Here is an 18,860-nt window from a genome sequence, read left to right as displayed (position 1 = left end):
TGGAACAACAGGGCGAACTTCGCGAGGCTGTCGGGAACTCCACGAAACTCGTCATGATCCTCCTCGCGATGATCAACAAGCTGGAGCACCGGATCACCGACCTCACGAGCGAACGTGATCAGCTCCATGCCGCGCAAGCCGACCCTGTCGCACTGGAGCAGACCCAGCAGCAGCTCACTCGCGCCCAAGAGCAAGAACAGCGCGCCCAACAGGAGCTCCAGCGCGCCCAGGAGAAACAACGCCAGGCCGAAGAACTCGCCGCCCGAGTCCAAAGTCAGGTCGACCAGCTCACCGACGAACTTGACCGTCTGCGTACCGTCGTGGCCAACGAAACCGTCGCCAACAGCTACGCATCTCCGGCCCGCGAGCACACGCATCTGGCAAAGACTGCCGATATGCACGGTGACGACATCGATCAAGCCCTGGCCCGGGCCGCAGCCGTCAACGACCACGACGACCAGCTGCTGAAGCGCATCACGCACGACCTCGTCCAAGACCCCCCTGCGGACGGGGTTGTCCGGGATCTCCCGCCGGACAACCCCGCATCCGGCCCTATTGCCGCAGACATCTTCTGGGCTCTGCGAGGCTCCGCAGTACACGCAGCCGAGGCAGGCGACTTCCACAAAGCCGTCCAGCTGTACGAAGGCTTCCTCAACACCTCCTCCCTCTTCCTCGATCGCAAGCACCCCGACACCCTCGCCGCACTTCGCGAACTGGCCTACTGGCGGAGGAGAGCGGGCGATGCGGCTGGCGAGTTCCGCAGGGAGCTGGGCTTAGGGGGCGCGCTGGGGTCTCTGCTCACCGGTGACGAACTGCTCGCACTCGCGGTACGGCCAAGGCGCCTTGGCGAGTGGTACGTGGAGGAGCCCTGGGGTCCACGACGGCTCGACGAGATGCTCACCGATCTCGGCCAGACCAGCACCGGGCGCCGCCACCCGGTCATCGCCGTCGGCTTGAACGCTTCCCCCAGCCAGGTCGCTCACCAGCTCACCCGGCTCGGCATTCCGGCCGCCGTGCCGATGGTGTGGGTGCGGGTGCGCGGCATTGGCGTCGGCTGCTCGGGGCACGTCAGCCTGACCGGATTTGTGGCGGCGGCACCGTACGTCGACCGGAGGGCGGAGACGACGCTCGTCGTCACCTGGCTGGACTCGACGCAGCTGAAGGCGGTCGACGACGCCGAGTTCCCGGACTACCGGCGGGCGATGGTTCCGGGCGACACCTTCGAGATGACGATGCCCTCCGGCGAGCGGCTTGCCGCCGCGTACGTCTACTTCAGCACACACGGCCTGCTCGCCGACCCGACCACCGGCCGGCCCCGTCCAGGCGGCGGCGACAAGTCCGATCTGCTCACCGCGCTGCTCGCCGACTCCGCCCGGCTGCGCGGGCTTCTCGGGCCCGATCCGGCTGCCTGGGTGCACCGCGCCGGAGCCGACCGCCGCATGCGCGAGCGGGCCATGCAGATCTTCGACGACGAGGGCTGGGTGCTGCCGTTGCAGACCGAATTCCTGCCGTACGTCGATGAATCGGACGCACTGTGGCTGTACGACGACCTTCCACCACTCGGTAGTTCGCTCGGGTGACTGATCCGTCGTGCTCGCGACGAGCCCGTTGGGGCATTCACCTTCCGGACCGCTCCGTCCGGGCCCGGCTGGTCGTCGGAGCGGCCTCTGGCCCATGGACAGCCGTGCAGCACGCGGACGACTTCTGACACGATTGGAGCTGTGGAGATCGATGAGGTCCGGGCAATCGCTATACGCCTGCACCGCGCGATGAGAGCAGCTCACGAAGCAGGCGAGCTGGCGTTCTTCGCCACCGAGACCTTCCCTCGGGGCTACTGCGGCATCGCTACCGACTTCTGGTGCCAGTACCTGCTCGACGTTGATTCGAGTGATGTCTGGCTGCACGTATCGGGTGAAGTCCCGTCGCGTGCCCCTGGCCCCCGCCCGACGCACGCCTGGGCCCAGCAGAAGGAGGTGATAGTGGACGTCACAGGTGGTCAGTTCCCAGGCCGACCCGACGTGTTCGTCGGCCTCGAAGACTCCTTCTTCCGCACCATCACACGTACCGGCTCTGTCCCTGGGGGCATCGGCCAGTACACGGACGCCGACGCAGTCCGTGCAGCGTACGAAGCGGTCCTCCAGCGAGTTGCTGCCTAATCGCCTTGGCTTCCCTTAAAAACCGGCGACAGTGAATACGCGAGCCCACCCAGTACATCGGCGCATCCGGCAACGATGCACATAAGCAAGCGGTCGCGTGGGCGGAGGGAAGCGGCTCAATTCTGGATCAGAAGGTCCGCCGCTTCCCGTGTCCCGTGCTTGCGGTGGAACGTCTCTTCAGTCCCGTCTGGCTCTTCGTTGGCCTTGAAGCAGATATAAAGCTGCTGGGGGACGGTCTGATCTGGCAGTGGCCTGTCCGCACTACCGTCAGCAGTCAACACGCCCTCGTCCAAGGCGGTTTGTCCCGGACCGGGCGATGCCCGAAAGGCTGGGGCGTCACTCGTTCGACGGGCGCTCGTTGCCACTGCGACAGCAGCAGAGCCGAGGAGTGCTTGTGGGTCCGTCGTTCGTCATCGAAAGACTTGAGTTCCAGCGGGACGGTATCTGGTACGCCCGCTATTTCAAGGGCTTGGTGACTTTCCTGGTCGGGCATTCGCAGTCGGGCAAGTCCACTGCCGTCGAGGTCCTGTTGTATCCGCTGGGGCTGACGAACGCGACGGTCATGCCGGAGGTACGCGCCTGCCAGCTCATCCGCCTGGTGTTCCGGGTGGCCGGGGTGCGCTGGCAGGCCACCCGCAGCGGATCCGATCCGCGGGCGCGGGTCCTGGTGAAGAATCTCGACGCCCCGGACGAGCCCGAACGCCCGCTGCCCGTCAACGCAATCAAGGCCGGCGGGATGACGGCGGGCACTTTCATCCAGGACCTCATCGGCCTCCCGATGGCCGCCCGGGGCACGACCCGGGTGGGACTCGATGAGTTCTACAGCACCGTGATGGCCCTGCGGCAGAACACGATCTCCTCCGAGTTCCTCGGCGGTGAGAAGGACACGGCGCGGATCCTGGCCCTGGAAGTACTCCTTGGGCTGTGGAACGAGGATCTTGCAGGACTGGAGAAGAACGCGTCTGAGACCGAGTCCCGCTACCGTGCCGCCCGTTCCGCGCTGAACCAGTTCGACAAGCTCCGCAAGACCGGCGCCGTAGCCGACCCGGACGGTGTCCGCGCCGAGTACCAGCAAAAGCAGCGCGAGCACCTCGGAGCGGGCGAGCGGTGGGCGAAGGCCAGTGAGCTGCTGAGCGTCGCGGTCGGGGAGCACGGGCGGCTGGTCGCCCTGCACAAGGCGGCCGAACAGCACCGCCGCAAAGCCGCCAAGCAGACCGAGGCCGCCCGGGACAAGCTGAGCAGTCTCGTGGCCGACCAGGCACGGGTGGAGGGCGAACTCAACGCCTTGCTCACCCCCGGGCCCAAGGGCTGCACCGGGTGCGGGCAGGTACTTCCCGAACGTGCTCCCGATCTGTGCCGCCAGTGCGGGCAGCCCCATGCGGGCGGCGCAGACCACCGGGAGCAGCTGATCGCGGCTGCCCGTGCGAAGAAGGAGCAGCTGCGGCTGCGCGCCCAGGAACTGGGGCAGGCCACGCAGGCCGCGGCGCACGCCGCCGAGGAGAGGGAGAAGGACGCCGGGCAGGCACTGGCGGCCCGTGACGTGTACGAGCACGATCATCTCGCTCCCGCGCGCAAGGCGGCCCAGCAGGCGGAGAAGGACGCGCACGGGCTGAGCCGGGATGTCGCCCAGCTCAAACGGCGCCTGGATGACGCCGACTTCATCCGGGCCCAGGAGAAGGTCGTCGAGGCGGCGAAGGGCACGATGGAAGCCGCGCAGGCTGCCCGGGACGCCTCCAAGACCGCGCACGACGTCCGCCGCAAGGACGTCACCGGCCGCTGGTCGCAGTTCCTCCTGGGCCGGCTGCGGCAGATCAATCCGGCCGTCGAAACCGCCTCCGTCGACCCGTACGACTTCACCGTCCGGGTCAAGGAACACGGCGAACCCGTCAAGACGTTCACGGACATCTCCGTGGGCGGCAGCCCGAGGGCCGTTGCCAACATCGCAATGCTGCTGTCCCTGCGCGACCTCGGACGGGTGGACCCGGCGGTCCGGGTTCCGCCGCTGCTGGTCATCGACTCACCGCTCGCCGGTCTGGGTTCCACCGGGCTGGACCACGAGACCAGTGTGCGTCTGATCGACACGCTCATCTCCGTCGCCGACGACCCTCGCCCGACGGCTACGCCTGCCAGGTCATCGCCGCGACCAACGACCCGCTCCCCCGCGCCTATCCCGGCGTGCGGGAGATCCACATCAGCGACGACCAGAGGTTCTTCGACCACGCCCCGGCGCACACCGGTTGAGTGCGGGCGGCGGCGGGTGGGGTAGACGCTCGCCGCGTACGCCAGCGAGGAGGGGACCGACATCACCGACATGGCCTTGCGCCTGACCCCGCTGGATCCCAAACGCCCCGCACCGCGACCTTCTCGAAGACCTTCTGGCGGGCATCCACGGCTGCTGGTTGCTCTATGACGAGTGCGCCGGTCTACAGGACGATGACGGTGAGGAATCCGGCGTCGGCGATGTGGAGGAATGAGACAACGAGCAGGCCGAGCAGCATCAGATCCGCAGCCGTGATCGCTTCGCCGAGCTCGTCCGTCAATCAGCCGCCCTCCACCAGGACCGGCTGGTCTGACACTGGCCGCGGCACCTCTCACGGGCCGCTGTCTTCACCGAACGTACGGCGGTGGCGGGACCGGCCGGGGGCGAAACAGCTCTGGCGCTCGGACAGGAGCCACCGGCGGATCCCGCTGCTGGACGCTCGCCGACCGGCAGGCGGCAGCCGTGCCAGGAGCCTGTACAACGCATCGGGAACAAGCCCCCCGCAGAACCGACCTTCCGCGCGACATACTGTGTTTGTGTCTTCGCCGATGCTTCCTCCCGCACCGCGCCCGTGCGACAGCTGCCCGTACCGCTGTGACGTGCCTTCGGGAGTGTGGGCGCACGAGGAATACGAGAAGCTCCGACGGTACGACGCTCCCACTCCTGAACAGCCCTCAGGCTTGTTCCAGTGCCACCAGAGCGACGCGGACAGCTCGCAGAGCCGGATCTGCGCGGGCTGGGCCGGTTGTCACGGCGAAGGCCTGCTGGGCCTGCGCATCTCCCTGTTCCGCGGCCGGATCGACGGCGCCGCCTTCCACGCGGCCGCCGGATACCGGTCGCCGGTTCCTCTGTTCGGCTCGGGCAACGAGGCCGCCGACCACGGTCAGGCGGACATGGTCCGGCCCGCTGCCGAGGCGACCCACCTGATCGACAAGATCAACCGGACGCGCGGCGACCTGAAGACGTGATCCACGCCAGGCATCGTCACCATGGACAGGAGGCGCGGCTGTGAGCAGCGCGCCTGCGGACGCGGCGGGACCAAACCCGGCGGAAGGCGCGCAAGAGCTGCGTCGCTGGCTGGAGTTGTACGGGAACATGCGGGTGGGAGATCCGTCGTGGGTGTACCGCAGCTTCGCCGAGCTGGTGGCCGATTGCGGGTTCTACCAGCAGCCTGCTCCCTGGACTCAGCGCAGTGTGCAAAAGCCTGGACAGTGCTTCAAGGCCGCGCGTGAGTGGGCCGAGCGCCCGGGGTGGACGTATGTGGAGGGCTACGTCCTCGTCCCGTCAGCGGCTCCGTTCAGCTGCTTCGAGCATGCCTGGTGCCTGACCGACCACGGCGTTGCTGATCCCTCTCTGCCCGACGGGGTCGCTGCCGGCTACATCGGGATCCCGCTGACCGACGCCTTCTGCCGTCAGCAGCGGGCCGCCCGCGCCACCGACGCCGTCTTCGTGTCGGACCCGGCCAGTCCGCTGGCCGGCATCAACGAGAGCATCCTGCGAACAGGTCTGCCCTCGGATGCCATGGCAAGAAGCAGGCCCGGACCGCACTGGGCGGTACACCCCTGACAGGCCCCCGTGCACCGGGCCGGAGGCGGCCAGCTGGCTGGGCCGGGTGCGGGTGGAGCAATTACCGACAAGGCAGGGCGGAGCGGTCCTGAACGGTGATGTGGAGGGTGCGCAGGGGCTGGGTCCGGGTGGGGCGGATGACTTCGAACCAGTCGGTGCCCTCCTGCAGGTGGTGGGAGATGCTGCGGTAGTGGCTCCAGCCGAATCCGATGCCGGTCTGCCATGTGGTGTCGCTGTAGCGGCCGCCGATGACCGGTTCCCCGTGCAGGTAGACGGAGTCGAGGGGGCGGGAGGTGGCTTCGAGGTGGGCGAGGGCGGCCGCCGCGGCGCGGCGCAGCGGGCTGGTCTCGCTCCAGCGGGTGAGTGCTTCGAGGGCTGCGGGGTGGGCGGGTTCGGCGTCGGGGAGCTGGAGTTGGCGGATGGTGGCGGCCTTGCGGTCGACGAGGTCGGTGAGATCGATGCGGACCGGGCGCGGGACCCAGCGGTCGATGCCGTCGAAGGCTTCGATCATGTGGTCCCGTGGGGCCCGGCCCGCCTCGAGGTCGGGGGTGATGGCGGCGAGCCGGGTGCGGGCGGCATCGACGGGTTCGCCTCGTGTCCACAGCAAGGTCAGCTCGAACCCTTCCGCTTCGAGGGTCTTGCGTTCACCGAAGTGGATCTGCAGGCCACGGCTGTTGCCCTTCAGGGCGCGCTTCATCGAGGCGGAGGGGTCGCGACCGTAGGACAGAGCGTGAACGAACTCGGAGATGAGACGGTCGTCTCTGCGGTGTTCCACGACCAGGTCGACGTCCGAGGGGTCCAGCGCACCGCGGGCGTAGGAGCCGAAGACGAGGATCTCGTCGACGAGGTCCAGCGGCCAGCCTCCCTCCTCAAGCCGGTCGAGCATGTCGTTCAGGAGCCTGGTGGCGCGCTCGCGTTTCACGGAAGACCTCCGCTGATCGGTCGGTCGGGGTGCCGGCACCGTGTGCCTGTGACGGGACAGTCGTTGCGCGCACGGCGGCCCGGGCGGGGCGCTGTGGCGCCTGCAGGATGGTCGGCAGTGAGGTCACCGGCCGGGAGCTGGTCTACGGGATGCAGGAGGGGGGCGCGGCCTGCCTGGATGCGGGCCAGGGTGAGGAGTCGAAGGGCACCGTGGGATACCCGTGGCGACAATTGAGGTGCGGACGGGCCGGATCGCCTGGCAGCTCGGGAACCGGCCGCCAGGTTCTGGCTGATGTCATGACAGAGAGCCTAAAACCGGACACTGGCAACGAAGCCGTCGTTGGGAAGCGGCAGCCGGACGGCGGGCTGTGATGCGCTTGCCAGTTCCAGCGGCCGAGGTGGAAGACGATGACTTAACCGATCGAAAAGCGTCAACTCCAGCTCGCATCGATCAGACATTGCCGAGCGATGGTCTTGTTTCCGAGCAGAGGCGAAAGGGGTCGGTCTCTGTGGTGACCAACCCCTTTCGCGCGCCGTCGCACGCGCCAACGTGTCCGACGCAAAATCCCTGTTCAACTGCGGTTGGAGCCAGGCAGCCAGGGGGACCGCCGCATGAGGCGGCGACGACGGGATGGTGTCAGCGCGTACACCGACTTAGCAAGCAGGCGTGGGACGAAGTGAAATGCAACTGTTCCCCACCACATGAATGATCTTGATGGATCTTCCGAAACGGCTGGCCACGCATTGAGTCAGTTCGTCCCATGCCAGATCCAACGTGCTTTTTGGCATGGGACTGTCTGCGCAGAATGCGCCGAGGACGTGGGAGCCGCCTGTTTGCGAGTGGCAGGATGCTGTGCGCCCGCCCACCGGTAGCGCCAACTGCCGCTGGGCGTCATGCGGTTGGAGCCGACACGAGATTCACGCGTCACGCGTGCGACGAGCAGCGCATAGGAGGACATGATGGGCACACAGTATAGGCGGCCTCTCCCCCCGGACCGAGACTGCAGGACGGTCCCAGCCTCTCTGCGATTTTGAGACGGGTCGAACGAGATGGTCGGACGACCGGAGAACCCGATCCCGGACCCGCTCAGCGCCACAGGGAAGCTGGCTGCCACCCTGCGGAATGCGCGCAGATCAGCAGGATTGACGTACGAGTCGCTGTCCGAGCGAACCCGCGAGTACAGCGCCGCAACCCTGCAGCGAGCGGCTGCGGGCACGAGCGTTCCCAAGCGTGAGGTAGTCCGGGCCTTCGCGCATGCATGCAGACTCGATGTCGACGTGCTGGACCGGCTGTGGCTGGATGCTCTGCGCGGACAACTCGGCGATGCCGGCACGAAGAAGGGGCCGGCACCTGACCTCGTCCGGGACTTCCCAGACCTCAGTGCCGCGCTGGCGGAGCTCCGGTTGGCCAGTGGCGCACCGTCCTATCGGGTCATGCAGAACCGGGCGCGCGCTTGCGGTCTGGAATTCTCCCGCAGCACCGCGCAGCGCATCACGAGGCGCCAGCAAGCGCCAGGGTCGGCCGCCTGTCTCGAGGCCTTCCTGGTGGGATGCGACGTGCCCCTGCAGGGACGTGCGGTGTGGCTTGAGGCCTGGTCACGGGCGCAGCAGCAGGCGAGCCATCAGCAGCATCGCCTGCGAGAGGCGGCTCTGCTCGAGGCGGTGGTGGCGGAGGGGCCGACCAAACAGGTCAACCACGACACGGCCGTGCGGCTCCTGCGCAAGGCCGGGTTCGTGGCGCTGGAGCGCTACCGCAGTTTCAACGCCCCCTGGACCGTGGCGTGCGACCGCTGCGACGCCACACGCAGAGTGCGGCTGTCCGACGTGGCCCTTGGCCGGGCCACGTGTGCGGAGTGCCCCGAACTCAACGCCCGGGTCCGCAAAGCCTGGGCTGACCTCCTTGGCAAACACGCAGCTGCCCTCAGCGGCCACGAGCTCAAGGGCCTCAAGGCGTGCACACTGCTGCAGGCCAGGTACCAGCGAGGCCAGTTGGACATCCACGTTCTCGTGCCAAACCAGCAGGTCGACATCGCGCTGCACGCCACGGCGTGGCACAAGGTTCTCGAGAAGGCGGTCAAGCAGCACCTCAGGCGGCCTTTCCGGCTCGACGTGATGCTCATGCAGCCGGACGCTCCCGGAACGTCTCAACGAAAGGGGCCGCTTCGCACGTTCGCAGAGGCCGCGAGCGCTCCGGAGTAAGCGGACGGCGCGTTTTCGCCGCGCAGCGCGACGGCCACCCGCCCGGTGATGTGCGGGAAGGCCCCGGGATCGTCCGTCGGCAGGCACTGGGTGTCGTCCCGCCCGGCGGGGGGCGTCTGCCCGGGCAGGAAAAGTTGAAGGACAGCAGCACGTCGCACAGACAGAGACGATGCCGCACAAGATTGCCGTGCCCAGCGCAAGCCCCTTGGCCGGATCGCGGGCGAGGGCACGGTTCACGTCAGGTAGTCGTAAGGAGTGCTCATGGGCGACTCGCCCATGGGAGCAGGGGTGCCGCACGTCGGTGCGCCCGCTCCTCCCACCAGTATGTCCAAGGTCCGGATCGTGCATCTGCTCGCAGCGGCTTGTGTGATCGCGGCACCCTATTTCGGCTTCCTGCCAGATGGCTTGACCGATCAGATGAAGCGCATGGCGCCCCATTCGGCGGGCTCGATGGTGGTCAACGTCTTCTGGCCGCAGGGCATCTGGCTGGTGAAGCGGGCCGGCGGGGCCATCGCGGGTTGGTGTTCTCTCGGGTTCGACACCGTCCTGGGGTTCCTGGTCAACCGCGTCGACCAGCTGCGGAGCAGTCGCGCGGGAGCAGAAGAGCTCCCAAGCGCCCCCTTGCCGCTGGACGAGACGCCGAGCTCCGCACTGCGTCGTGGGAAGGGCGGCTGAGCAGCGGTCATGGCCAAGGCACCTGCAGCGATCCGTACGGACCATCGCTGCGAATCGGCCGCTCTTGCGAGTTTCCGTAAGGGCGTTCCCCTCAAAGTGACACGGTGTCAGTGGGCGCTGCGATGCTGCTCGCGCGCGGAAAAGCCGCGGCCGGATGCGCGGATGACCCGCAGTGCGGGCAGAGGGGACGGGTGGCGTGGGGTTGAGGGCGACGGTCGAGCAGGAGGCGGCACAGGAGGCATTCGCTGCAGGCCAGGACTTGGCTCTGGTGGCCGGCGCCGGGACGGGAAAGACGTCCACGCTCGTAATGATGGGTGCGGTGACGCGGCAGCGGGGCTTGTACGTCGCGTTCAACAAGCCGATCGCGCAGGAGGCCAAGAGCCGGTTCGGGCCCAACGTGCAATGCCGTACGTCGCATTCGCTGGCGCACCGCGCGGTGGGGCATCTGTTTCAGGATCGCCTTGATGCCTCGCGTCACATGCCGCTCAAGCGCACGGCTCAGTTGCTGGGGCTGGAGCGGGACATGGCGGTGGGCAAGCGGCGGCTGCGGGCGACGACGCTGGCCCGGCTCGTGATGGAGATGGTCCGCCGGTTTTGCTACAGCACGGACGAGCAGGTGGCGGCCCGGCATCTGGGACCGGTGAACGGGCTGGACGACCAGGGTGCGCAGTATCTGGCCGAGGTGCTGCTGAAGCGGGCCCGATGGGCGTGGCAGGACATCTGCTCGCCCGCGGGCGAGCTGCCGTTCCAGCACGACCACTATCTGAAGATGTGGGCTTTGACGCGGCCGAAGCTGCCGGCGGACTTCGTCCTGCTGGACGAGGCGCAGGACACCAACCCGGTCCTGGAGGAGATCTTTCTGACGCAGGATGCGCAGCGGGTGTGTGTCGGGGACCCGGCGCAGCAGATCTACGAGTGGCGGCACGCCAAGGACATCATGAGCGGGTTTCCCGGGCAGCGGCTGGAGTTGACGCAGTCCTTCCGGTTCGGCCCGGCGATCGCGGACGTGGCCAACCGGTGGTTGCGGGCGGCCTCGTCGACGATGCAGCTGACCGGGCACGCCTCCAAGGCGTCGGGGCTGGGGCAGGTCGAGGTCCCCGATGCGGTGTTGTGCCGGGGCAACGCGGACGCGCTCGCCGAGGTGCTGCGCTTCCTCGAGGAGGGTGTGCCGGTCGCGCTGGCCGGGGGCGGCAAGCCGCTGTTGAAGATCGCCGAGGCGGCGATCGATCTGCAGGCGGGCCGGCGGACCTCGCACCATGAGCTGTTCTTGTTCTCGTCCTGGGGTGAGGTGCAGGAGTACGCCGAACAGGACTCCGCAGCAGCGGAGTTGAAGGCGATCGTGGAGCTGGTCGACACTTACGGGCCGCAGCAGATCATCACGGCGGTGCAGCGGATGGTCGACGAGGATCAGGCGCGCGTGGTGGTGTCCACGGTGCACAAGGCCAAGGGCCGTGAGTGGCAGCGGGTGCGGATCGGGAACGGATTCACTCCCACGGACGAGCACCGGGCGCGGGGGGTGCATCCGGCGGAGGCACGGCTGATCTACGTGGCCGTAACGCGGGCGCGTGAGGTGCTGGACACGGCCGGGATCCAGTGGGCCGAGGCTCAGGTCCGGCACACCTCGCGCATGTCGCAGACGAGTACACCGGAGGGTGTGCCGCTGGCGGCACTGCCGCTGACGGGACAGCTGCAGTACCCGCGCTCCCCCATGTCCACGTTCTTGGCCCGTCACCTGCCGCGCACGGAGCGGGTGGTCGGCTCCTACCAGCAGTGGGCGCGGGGACTTCCGGCCACGGTGCAGCCCATGGACGAAAGGCGCCCCGACTACGCGGCGCTGGGACGCACCATCGACTACCGCCTGCGGCTCGCTCTGGGCCGCGGACCGGGAGGGGCGGTCACCACCGGCGTTCAGCTGCTCGGCAGTGCTCTCCCGTTCGAGGGTGCTCCCGTACCCGAGGTGCGCGCGGCCCTGTATGCGGCCGGGATCCGGCTGCTGGCCCGGCTCCACGCCCACCTGGAGGGTGCATCCCGGCTGGGTGAGCAGGAGCTGACCCGGCTGTGTCACGTCGCGGGATTCTACGAGGCGGTCTACCGCAACGGTGTCTTCGCCCGGCGCCGCAACCTGCTCGCCCACGCCGATGCGCACACCACCCTGGAACAGCTGACCGCCGCGGTCCCGGCGTATGTGCTGGAGGACATCGCCGAGCAGATGGAACTCGCCCGGCAGCCCTTCACACAGCTGCGGCAGCTGCCCGACGAACAACGGGTGTGCGGGCCGGTGTTCACCGGCAGCAGTGACCTCGGGGGCGCCGACGCCGACTTCATCGTGGGCGGACTGCTGATCGACTGCAAGGCCACCACCCGCCCCCACACGATCAACCGCCCCGCGGTGCAGCAGCTGGCCGGGTATCTGCTGCTCGACTACGACGACGTGTACGCCATCGACCGGGTCGGCCTCTACCTGGCCCGCCAGGGAGCCCTGATCACATGGAACGTCCCGGACTTCCTTGCCGCTCTGGGCGCTCGCGTCTCCCTGCCCCAGCTGCGCATCCTGCTGCACGATCACCTGCGCCAGGCACACGGCCAGGCACCGACAGCTTGACCTGGACAGGGGCGCCGGCCCGGACGCTTCCCAGACAAGCCCCTTGCGTGTCCTCGCGCGGGTGATGGGGCTGGTGCTGCGCGCGAAGGACACGGCGTGGGCGGGGGTGCTGGTGTCAGGAGGCGAACCATTTGGCGTCATCGGCCACATCAGCCAGGTAGGCGTCCGCGCCGCTGCGGGCCGCGTTGTCCGCTGCGAGTACGAAGGTCATGGGGTAGTCGAACGGGGAGTTGAGAATGGCGACGGCGGCCTCGGGGGCGAGGCGGGCCGGCATGGCTGCTGTCTGGGGCTGGGGCCCGTGGGCTGTGAGTGCGGCCAGGGTTTCCGGCGTGGGGGCGTGGGCCATGCGTGCGGCCAGCGCCAGGTGAGCGGGCCAGGCTGCAGTGCCGTGAGCGGCCATGTCCGCCAGCACGGTGTCGGACAGGGGGCCCAGCCTCTGTGCAGGCTCTTCCCGCAAGGGGTGGATGACGTAGTGGGCCACGCCAAGAGCGGTATGCGAGGTGAAGGCAGCGGCGGCGGACAGGACAGCTGGGGACAGACGGCGTGCGAACGTGGCGCCCAGTCGGCTTGAGCTCATGAGAACGACGTGGCGTGCCTCTTCGGGAAGACTCCGAAGGGCGTCGTCGATGCGGGGCAGGTGGGCGGTGACGACGGCCTCGTCGGCCGTGGCCAGGAGGCCCAGTACCCAGGTGGCACGGGAGAGCGGATCGGTGTGGGCGGTGAACTGCTCGCTCCACCAGGTGGCAGTGGTGCGGTGACGGCGCAGTTCCTGCAGCAGGCGGCCGTAGTCGGGCTCGGGGCCCAGGGGCTGTGATCCTGCAGTGATGTCACCGCCGGTGGTGAAGGCGAAGGCCGCAGCGCCGATCACAGTGATCTCTGCGGCCAGCCAGCACGGCCCCAGCAGGGCGCTGATGGCCCGGGCGGTGTTGCCCCAGGGCGAGGTCGTGCGCTTTTGGCCCTTGCGGAAGGCAAGAGCGGTTTGCAGCGCGTCAAAGTGCGGGTCGCGGTCCTTCAGACGGGTCAGCGCTGCCTGCCGCTGCTGGGCGCGCAGTTCGAAGTCGTGGTGGCCGACCGTCTCCAGCAGCGAGGGAACGGAGTCGACGGCCGCCATGTGCAGGAAGTTCTGCGGGCGGATGATGCGCAGCAGATCAGCAGCGTAGCTGGGGGTGGGACAACTGGATTCGCTGGCATGGCCGTTGAGGACTGCCTGGACAAGTCGCTGCTCGTGGGGGGAACCAGGCGCTGGAGCCAGGCCGGCGTGCAGGGCTGCGGCGGCCGTGGGGTCGTTGGCGAGGGTCAGGTGCTCGAGGTCGGGCTCAGCGAGCCGGCCGGCGCAGTGGAAGGCAGTACCGATGGTCAGCCAGGCTGCTTCCTGTCCGGTGCTCAGCGCCGCCTGCATGTGCGGGTGCCACCAGGCGTGAAAGGCCTGGGCATCGTCCAGCAGGAGAACGGCCAGCTGCAGACGTTCGGCGGCCGCCGGCGCAGTGGGGTCGCTCGCTACCTGCTGCAGGAACTGCTCGGCCAGGTGCTGCGCCCCGCGGTCGGCGGTGGGCAGAGGCAGGTCGTCGTTGGTGGTCAGTTCGTGGTGGATGAAGCGGATGCTGAGATCGTCGAGGAACAGCTCGGCAGCTCGCCGCTGGGTGCGAGGACGGCCGCTGAAGACGCCGTCGGCCAGCAGAACCCAGGCGGACAGGCGCAGTTGGCGGGGGCGGCTGCCCTCATCCCGTTCTTCCTCCAGGGTTTCGACCAGTCCTGCCAGTTCGTTGGGTTTGGCGAAACCGGCAAAGAACCGGCTGGTGTTGAGCCAGTAGCCTCTGCGTACCAGCTCACGCAGGACGTCCGCCCGGTCGAAGGCGCGCTGGTCGGCTCCGGCGAACTCGTACAGGTAGCGGGCGGCGAAGTACTCCCTCAACGGCTGCACATCGAACTCGAAGGTGCCTTGCGCCTTGCTGGTCAGCGCCCACACGCGGTCGGTGACGGCCGTGAAGAGGTCGTCGACCAGAGTGACGCTCTTGTCGACGCTGAACAGGTAATTCAAGATCGCCCGCTGGAGTTCGCGCGTCGGCAGCTGGCCGTTGCTGCCGTCCCTTTCGGCGAGGTTCTGCAGATGCCATCCCAGGTAGGCAGTGACTTCTTCAAGGTCGGTGCGATGTTCATCGACCGCAGCGGTCTTCTCCGCCTCCCGGTCGAGGAAGGTCTCCATGTAGGAGGTGTAGAGGTCGGTGCGGTTGGCGGGCACCGAGTTGCCCCGTTTGTGCATCAGATACAGCAGGATGGTCAGCTGCATGGGGTTGTCGGCGAGCTGGGAGATGTGCGGTTCGGCGGAGCGCTGACGGAAGATGCGCTCCAGCGTGCGGTGCTCTTTGTCCGGGATGGATCGCGCCCGCGCCCATTTGTGCAGGTAGGTGATGCGCAGTGTCTCGTTGAGCCGGTTCAGGGCGATCGTTTCGAAGCGCTCCGGGCTGGGTTCGGCAAGTCCCGCCACGTTGGGGCGGGTCGTGACGAGGATCTGGGGGCGGAAGGCGGTGCGCAGCCGTGCGGTGAAGCGGTCGATCTCGTCGACGACGCGCTGGCGGGTTGCGGGGCGTGCGACTTCGTCCAGGCCGTCCAGGACGATCAGGACGGGCAGGCGCTCGAGGATGTCGTTGACCGTGGCGACCGTGGCGGGCAGGCCGCCGCTGCGGGCGGTGAGCAGGTGTGCGATGAAGGCTTCCAACGAGCCCTGCCTGCGCAACGCGGGGCGGGCAGGACGGTCCTCGTCGTTGAACGGATCACTCCCGGCCAGCCACGAGGCGTAGTCGCGCAGGTCGATCCTCACCGGTAGGCGGGGTTCGGTGAGGGGGGTTCGGCCCAGTGACGAGGTGGGGTTGGCCGTGAGCTGTTCATCGCCGAGATAGACGGCACGGTGCAGCTGGCACAGGTACTGGCCAAGGGTCGACTTTCCCTGTCCGGGCTCTCCCCGTACCAGGATGAACGGCTGGCTCGCGGCCAGCAGGTAGTCGACCGCGCCGCCGAGTTCGTCGCTCTCCACGTGCTCGAGGCGAGTGCGGCGGACAGCCGACGGCCTCGCCACACGCAGCGCTTCGACATCGATGAACAGGTCCCCCAGACGGTGGGATGTCAGCTCGACCTGCTTGAACTTGACCTTGGCGTCCTCGTCCCACTGAGTGGCGATGACCTTCATCGCCAGCGTGCGCAGGGCATGGTCGTGCGCGGCCCGTCCCGCCCCGTTGATCAGGTAGCGCACCAGGTCCTGGCCGGCGAGCATGTCCGTGTACGCCCACTTCAGCTCGGTGGGCGCTGCATCCACGCGGGCGTCAATGTCGGAACGCCACCAGATATGGACGGGGATGCCGAACCGGGCGCTGTGTTTGGCCAAGGCGACATCCATGGTGTCCATGGAGCCGCGCTGCGGAACGGCTGTCCCGGCCACCGACGTCAGCAAGTAGTAGGCCTCGGCGCCCTCCTTCACCAGGCGGCGGATGTTGTCGGCCTCACCGTTGATCGCCGCGTTCAGCCACGCGACCGGGTTCTGCTGGGGTTTGCTGGTCCACTTGACCTGGTAGATGGCCAGCCGGCCGCCGTCGCTGCGGGTGGCGTCGCGGCCTCCGTCGGAGTGCCCGACCGGATAACAGCGCATATCGCTGAAGACATGAGCGAGCAGGGCGTTGCACAGCCGCTGGAATGTCTTCTCCCCCAACCGCTCGTAGAGGTATCGCCCCTCTAACACCACGTCCCCGTGTCCCGTCTGCCTGCCCAACGCCCCCGCCCCTCCCCGTTGTTGATAGCGAGCGCTGCCCACTGTATGTCGCGGCAGTGACAGCGCCGTCGCGCCTGCTGCGAAGAGGCCGTTGCCCGCGACTGCTTAGGTCCGGCATGCCATGCCGGACCGGAGGAAAGGAGAGCGGGGCGGTGGGAAAGAAGTCCAAGGCGCAGCACCAGCGGGACAACGCACGTGCACGCGCCCGGGTGGAGCAGCAGCGGCGTACGGCCGCGATGGAGGAGTTCACCGAGGAGCACTCCCGGGTGGCGGCGCAGCGCCACGGTGATCCGCGGTTTGTGCAACGCCGCCGGGCGGCGGACGGGTCGGTGGAGGTGTCCTGGGCGGCCGGGTCTGAGCTGGATGCGCGCATGCAGGAAGCCATGGAGGGGCAACGGGCCGCTTTCGAGGAGAAGTTCGGACTATCTCCCGGCCCGGACGATCCGGTCTTCTTCGATCCTGAGGCCGACGAGCCGCGTCCTTTGCCGCAGGATGCGCTCCACCGGGTGATGGACGAGGTGCTGGAAGCGGCGGAGCGCTCGGGCCTGGACCCCGCGTTTGTGCACGCCTACCGGTCGACGGCACACGACGGACGGGAAGCCGAGGGCTTCACGGGTGGGGACCTCGGCGAGGACACCTCGCAGGCGGCGGCGGTCGAAACCCTGCGTGGGGTGGCGGCCGCCATCATGGCACGGCACGATCCGCGGGTCGCGCTCCGCGTGGTGGTGGGACTGGAGCAGCTGGCGCAGGAGGCCGGGGACGAGGCCGGGTGAGGACCCCTCGCTCAATCCACCCACCCAGCCGGCCTCGCCGGCGCAGGCACCGCCACCCACAAAAATCTGCCTGCCGCCAGCAGCCATTGGTTGGTGCGGGCCGTCAGTGCTAATGACAGCACAACCCTGCGTACTATCTCTGGGCCAGGGTCTGACCTAACAGGTGTGTCATACCCCGACCGCTCTGGCACCAGTGCACGGCGTCGCCGCGGCCGCTCTGCGCTGCTTCACCCGCAGCCTCGACCCGAGGAAAGGCCAACACCATGCCGGAATCAACCATCCCGAGCACCGAACTCGCCTCGCAGTACACCGCCCAGGTAGCAGGCGACCTCGAACGAAACGCCAAGGAACAAGCACGCGTCGGAGCGGAACTCGCGGCGCTGCAAGAACAACTGCTCACCCTGCAGCACGACCACACCCTTCTGGCAAACATGCAAAAGGCACTCGGCGCCGCCAACACACCAGCCGACATCACCCCCGCGCCGGAAAACACAGCAAGCCCCTCCCCCCAGCGCCAGGCACCCGCCAAGTCCGCGACGAGCACACGCAGCCGCACCAAGACGCCCGGCACCAAGCAGGGCGGCAAGACACCCGCGAAGACCGCAGCCGCCAAGACGTCCAAGCCCACCCTCGTAGAGCTCATCCGCAGCCACCTCACCGAGCAGAGCGGACCGTGCTCGGCGGCGGAGGTCACCACCGCGCTCGGCCAGGCCCATCCCGACCGCACCATCAAGACCACCGTCGTGCGCACCACACTCGAAGGACTCGTGGCCAAGAGCCAGGCCCAGCGCAGCAAGCAGGGCTCTTCCGTCTTCTACACCGCCACGGACACTCCCGCGCAGGCCGAACCAGCCACCGCCGAAGCACAGCCCGCACAGACCGGCAGCTGACGCCTGCGGACAGGAGACCTCCTCGTTCCGGCGCGACCGTCGCAGCCTGCTTCAACTCGCCGCATTCAAAGGACGTCTGCCTCATCCGGTCGGGGCGGATATCCGCGCTGCTGAAACTGGCATCGAAGGTGTTTGTCCGCAGGCCCTCAACCTCGCCGGATAGGCGCGGCGGCCACCGGCCGAGCAGTCTTGGCTCCGTCGACTCGAAGATCAGTTACGGGACAAGCCTTAGGTCGGCCCTTGCGTACGAGGCAACCTACGGCGATCTCGGGCGCGCCGCCGGGATGAGTCGACAAGCAGCCCGCAATCGTTGGTCACAGCCGCTGCCCCAGGAACTCTTGGGGAAGGCCGACGTCATACGCCGTATGGGCCTCGAGCACGCAGCCGATGACGCACGGGAGCCCGACGAGTGACCAGACAAAATCAACTGAGCACGTACGCCTTGACCGGTGGCGTCAAGGGCAGGCCGGCACCAGGAAACAACTTGTCGCTGCCAAGGGGGTTGCTCGCGCAGCGCATACCGCTGTCGGGGAGTGCTGCACCATACGAAGACAAGAGCCGACGAGGATACGACCAGCGTCTGCGCCCACCTCCGGCGGTACACAATTATTCAAACGGCGATCCGATTACCCACCATTCATCCACATCAAGTTCATCACTTTCTTGAATAAGCAGATCAGTCTGACGAATCAGTTCAGCTTCCCCATTTGCAAGATATTCACGATGCCGTCGCGACAACTCCCAATATTGCCGAAAAATTGCATTTCGCGCCAAAACAAAGAGGTAGCGCTGAAGCCCTTCGGCACTCAGAGCCCCCTGGCGATAATTCAAAATCGCCACATAGTAGTTGAGTTCCGCAAACAGATACTGCCTCTTCCTCTCCATCGGGACGACTTCATCATAGATCCAAATCACGTCAATAAGAGATGGATCATGCAGCGCCTCCCTCAAAAGGTCAACGCGGGAGAGTCCGACTTCCCTATGGTCACCACTGGAATTCTTTGATTCCGAAATAGACTCAATGATTTGCCATCGTAGTCGCGCTACGCGCAACACAG

The 18,860-nt window shown here is 67.6% G+C and carries 13 protein-coding genes; 10 read left to right on the top strand and 3 right to left on the bottom strand.

Annotated features, from left to right (window positions below; translation table 11 throughout):
- Positions 1–53: 53 nt before the first annotated feature.
- The 5 genes from ACWDR3_RS41135 to ACWDR3_RS41115 all read left to right on the top strand — a co-directional run bounded on the left by ACWDR3_RS41135 (position 54) and on the right by ACWDR3_RS41115 (position 5,982).
- The gene (locus ACWDR3_RS41135; RefSeq protein ID WP_450357721.1) at positions 54–1,580 is read left to right on the top strand and encodes a hypothetical protein; all 1,527 of its coding nucleotides are present in this window, start codon (positions 54–56) and stop codon (positions 1,578–1,580) included.
- A gap of 141 nt (positions 1,581–1,721) precedes the next feature.
- Positions 1,722–2,156, top strand: a complete 435-nt coding sequence (locus ACWDR3_RS41130) for a hypothetical protein (RefSeq protein WP_450357720.1) — start codon at positions 1,722–1,724, stop codon at positions 2,154–2,156.
- 394 nt (positions 2,157–2,550) lie between these two features.
- Positions 2,551–4,422 (top strand): hypothetical protein, encoded by a 1,872-nt coding sequence (locus ACWDR3_RS41125; protein ID WP_450357719.1) that lies wholly within the window; start codon positions 2,551–2,553, stop codon positions 4,420–4,422.
- 542 nt (positions 4,423–4,964) lie between these two features.
- Positions 4,965–5,384 (top strand): DUF6283 family protein, encoded by a 420-nt coding sequence (locus ACWDR3_RS41120; protein WP_450357722.1) that lies wholly within the window; start codon positions 4,965–4,967, stop codon positions 5,382–5,384.
- 40 nt (positions 5,385–5,424) lie between these two features.
- Positions 5,425–5,982 (top strand): hypothetical protein, encoded by a 558-nt coding sequence (locus tag ACWDR3_RS41115; RefSeq protein WP_450357718.1) that lies wholly within the window; start codon positions 5,425–5,427, stop codon positions 5,980–5,982.
- A gap of 61 nt (positions 5,983–6,043) precedes the next feature.
- On the opposite strand, the gene ACWDR3_RS41110 is transcribed toward ACWDR3_RS41115, so the two are convergent.
- Complete coding sequence (locus ACWDR3_RS41110; RefSeq protein ID WP_450357717.1) at positions 6,044–6,904, bottom strand: nucleotidyltransferase domain-containing protein; 861 nt, start codon at positions 6,902–6,904, stop codon at positions 6,044–6,046.
- A gap of 1,049 nt (positions 6,905–7,953) precedes the next feature.
- Here ACWDR3_RS41110 and ACWDR3_RS41105 point away from each other — a divergent pair.
- From ACWDR3_RS41105 to ACWDR3_RS41095, 3 genes are all read left to right on the top strand, one after another.
- Positions 7,954–9,102 (top strand): helix-turn-helix domain-containing protein, encoded by a 1,149-nt coding sequence (locus ACWDR3_RS41105; protein ID WP_450357716.1) that lies wholly within the window; start codon positions 7,954–7,956, stop codon positions 9,100–9,102.
- Between the two features lie 261 nt (positions 9,103–9,363).
- On the top strand, positions 9,364–9,777 hold the full coding sequence (locus ACWDR3_RS41100; RefSeq protein ID WP_450357715.1) for a hypothetical protein: 414 nt from the start codon (positions 9,364–9,366) through the stop codon (positions 9,775–9,777).
- A gap of 172 nt (positions 9,778–9,949) precedes the next feature.
- A complete protein-coding gene (locus tag ACWDR3_RS41095; protein ID WP_450357714.1) occupies positions 9,950–12,379 on the top strand; it encodes a UvrD-helicase domain-containing protein in 2,430 nt (809 codons plus the stop codon).
- Positions 12,380–12,494: 115 nt separating this feature from the next.
- Here ACWDR3_RS41095 and ACWDR3_RS41090 read toward each other — a convergent pair whose 3' ends face one another.
- The gene (locus ACWDR3_RS41090) at positions 12,495–16,139 is read right to left on the bottom strand and encodes an NACHT domain-containing protein (RefSeq protein ID WP_450357713.1); all 3,645 of its coding nucleotides are present in this window, start codon (positions 16,137–16,139) and stop codon (positions 12,495–12,497) included.
- Between the two features lie 152 nt (positions 16,140–16,291).
- On the opposite strand from ACWDR3_RS41090, the gene ACWDR3_RS41085 reads away from it, so the two are divergent.
- Entirely contained in the window at positions 16,292–16,912 is a 621-nt protein-coding gene (locus ACWDR3_RS41085; RefSeq protein WP_450357712.1) for a hypothetical protein, read from the top strand.
- A 263-nt stretch (positions 16,913–17,175) separates the two neighbouring features.
- The gene (locus ACWDR3_RS41080) at positions 17,176–17,802 is read left to right on the top strand and encodes a hypothetical protein (RefSeq protein WP_450357711.1); all 627 of its coding nucleotides are present in this window, start codon (positions 17,176–17,178) and stop codon (positions 17,800–17,802) included.
- A gap of 606 nt (positions 17,803–18,408) precedes the next feature.
- On the opposite strand, the gene ACWDR3_RS41075 is transcribed toward ACWDR3_RS41080, so the two are convergent.
- On the bottom strand, positions 18,409–18,860 hold a 452-nt coding region (locus ACWDR3_RS41075; RefSeq protein WP_450357710.1), incomplete at its 5' end, for a DUF6082 family protein.

The sequence above is a fragment of the Streptomyces sp. NPDC001002 genome (assembly GCF_053599215.1).
This window is presented reverse-complemented; position numbering and strand designations above follow the sequence as displayed.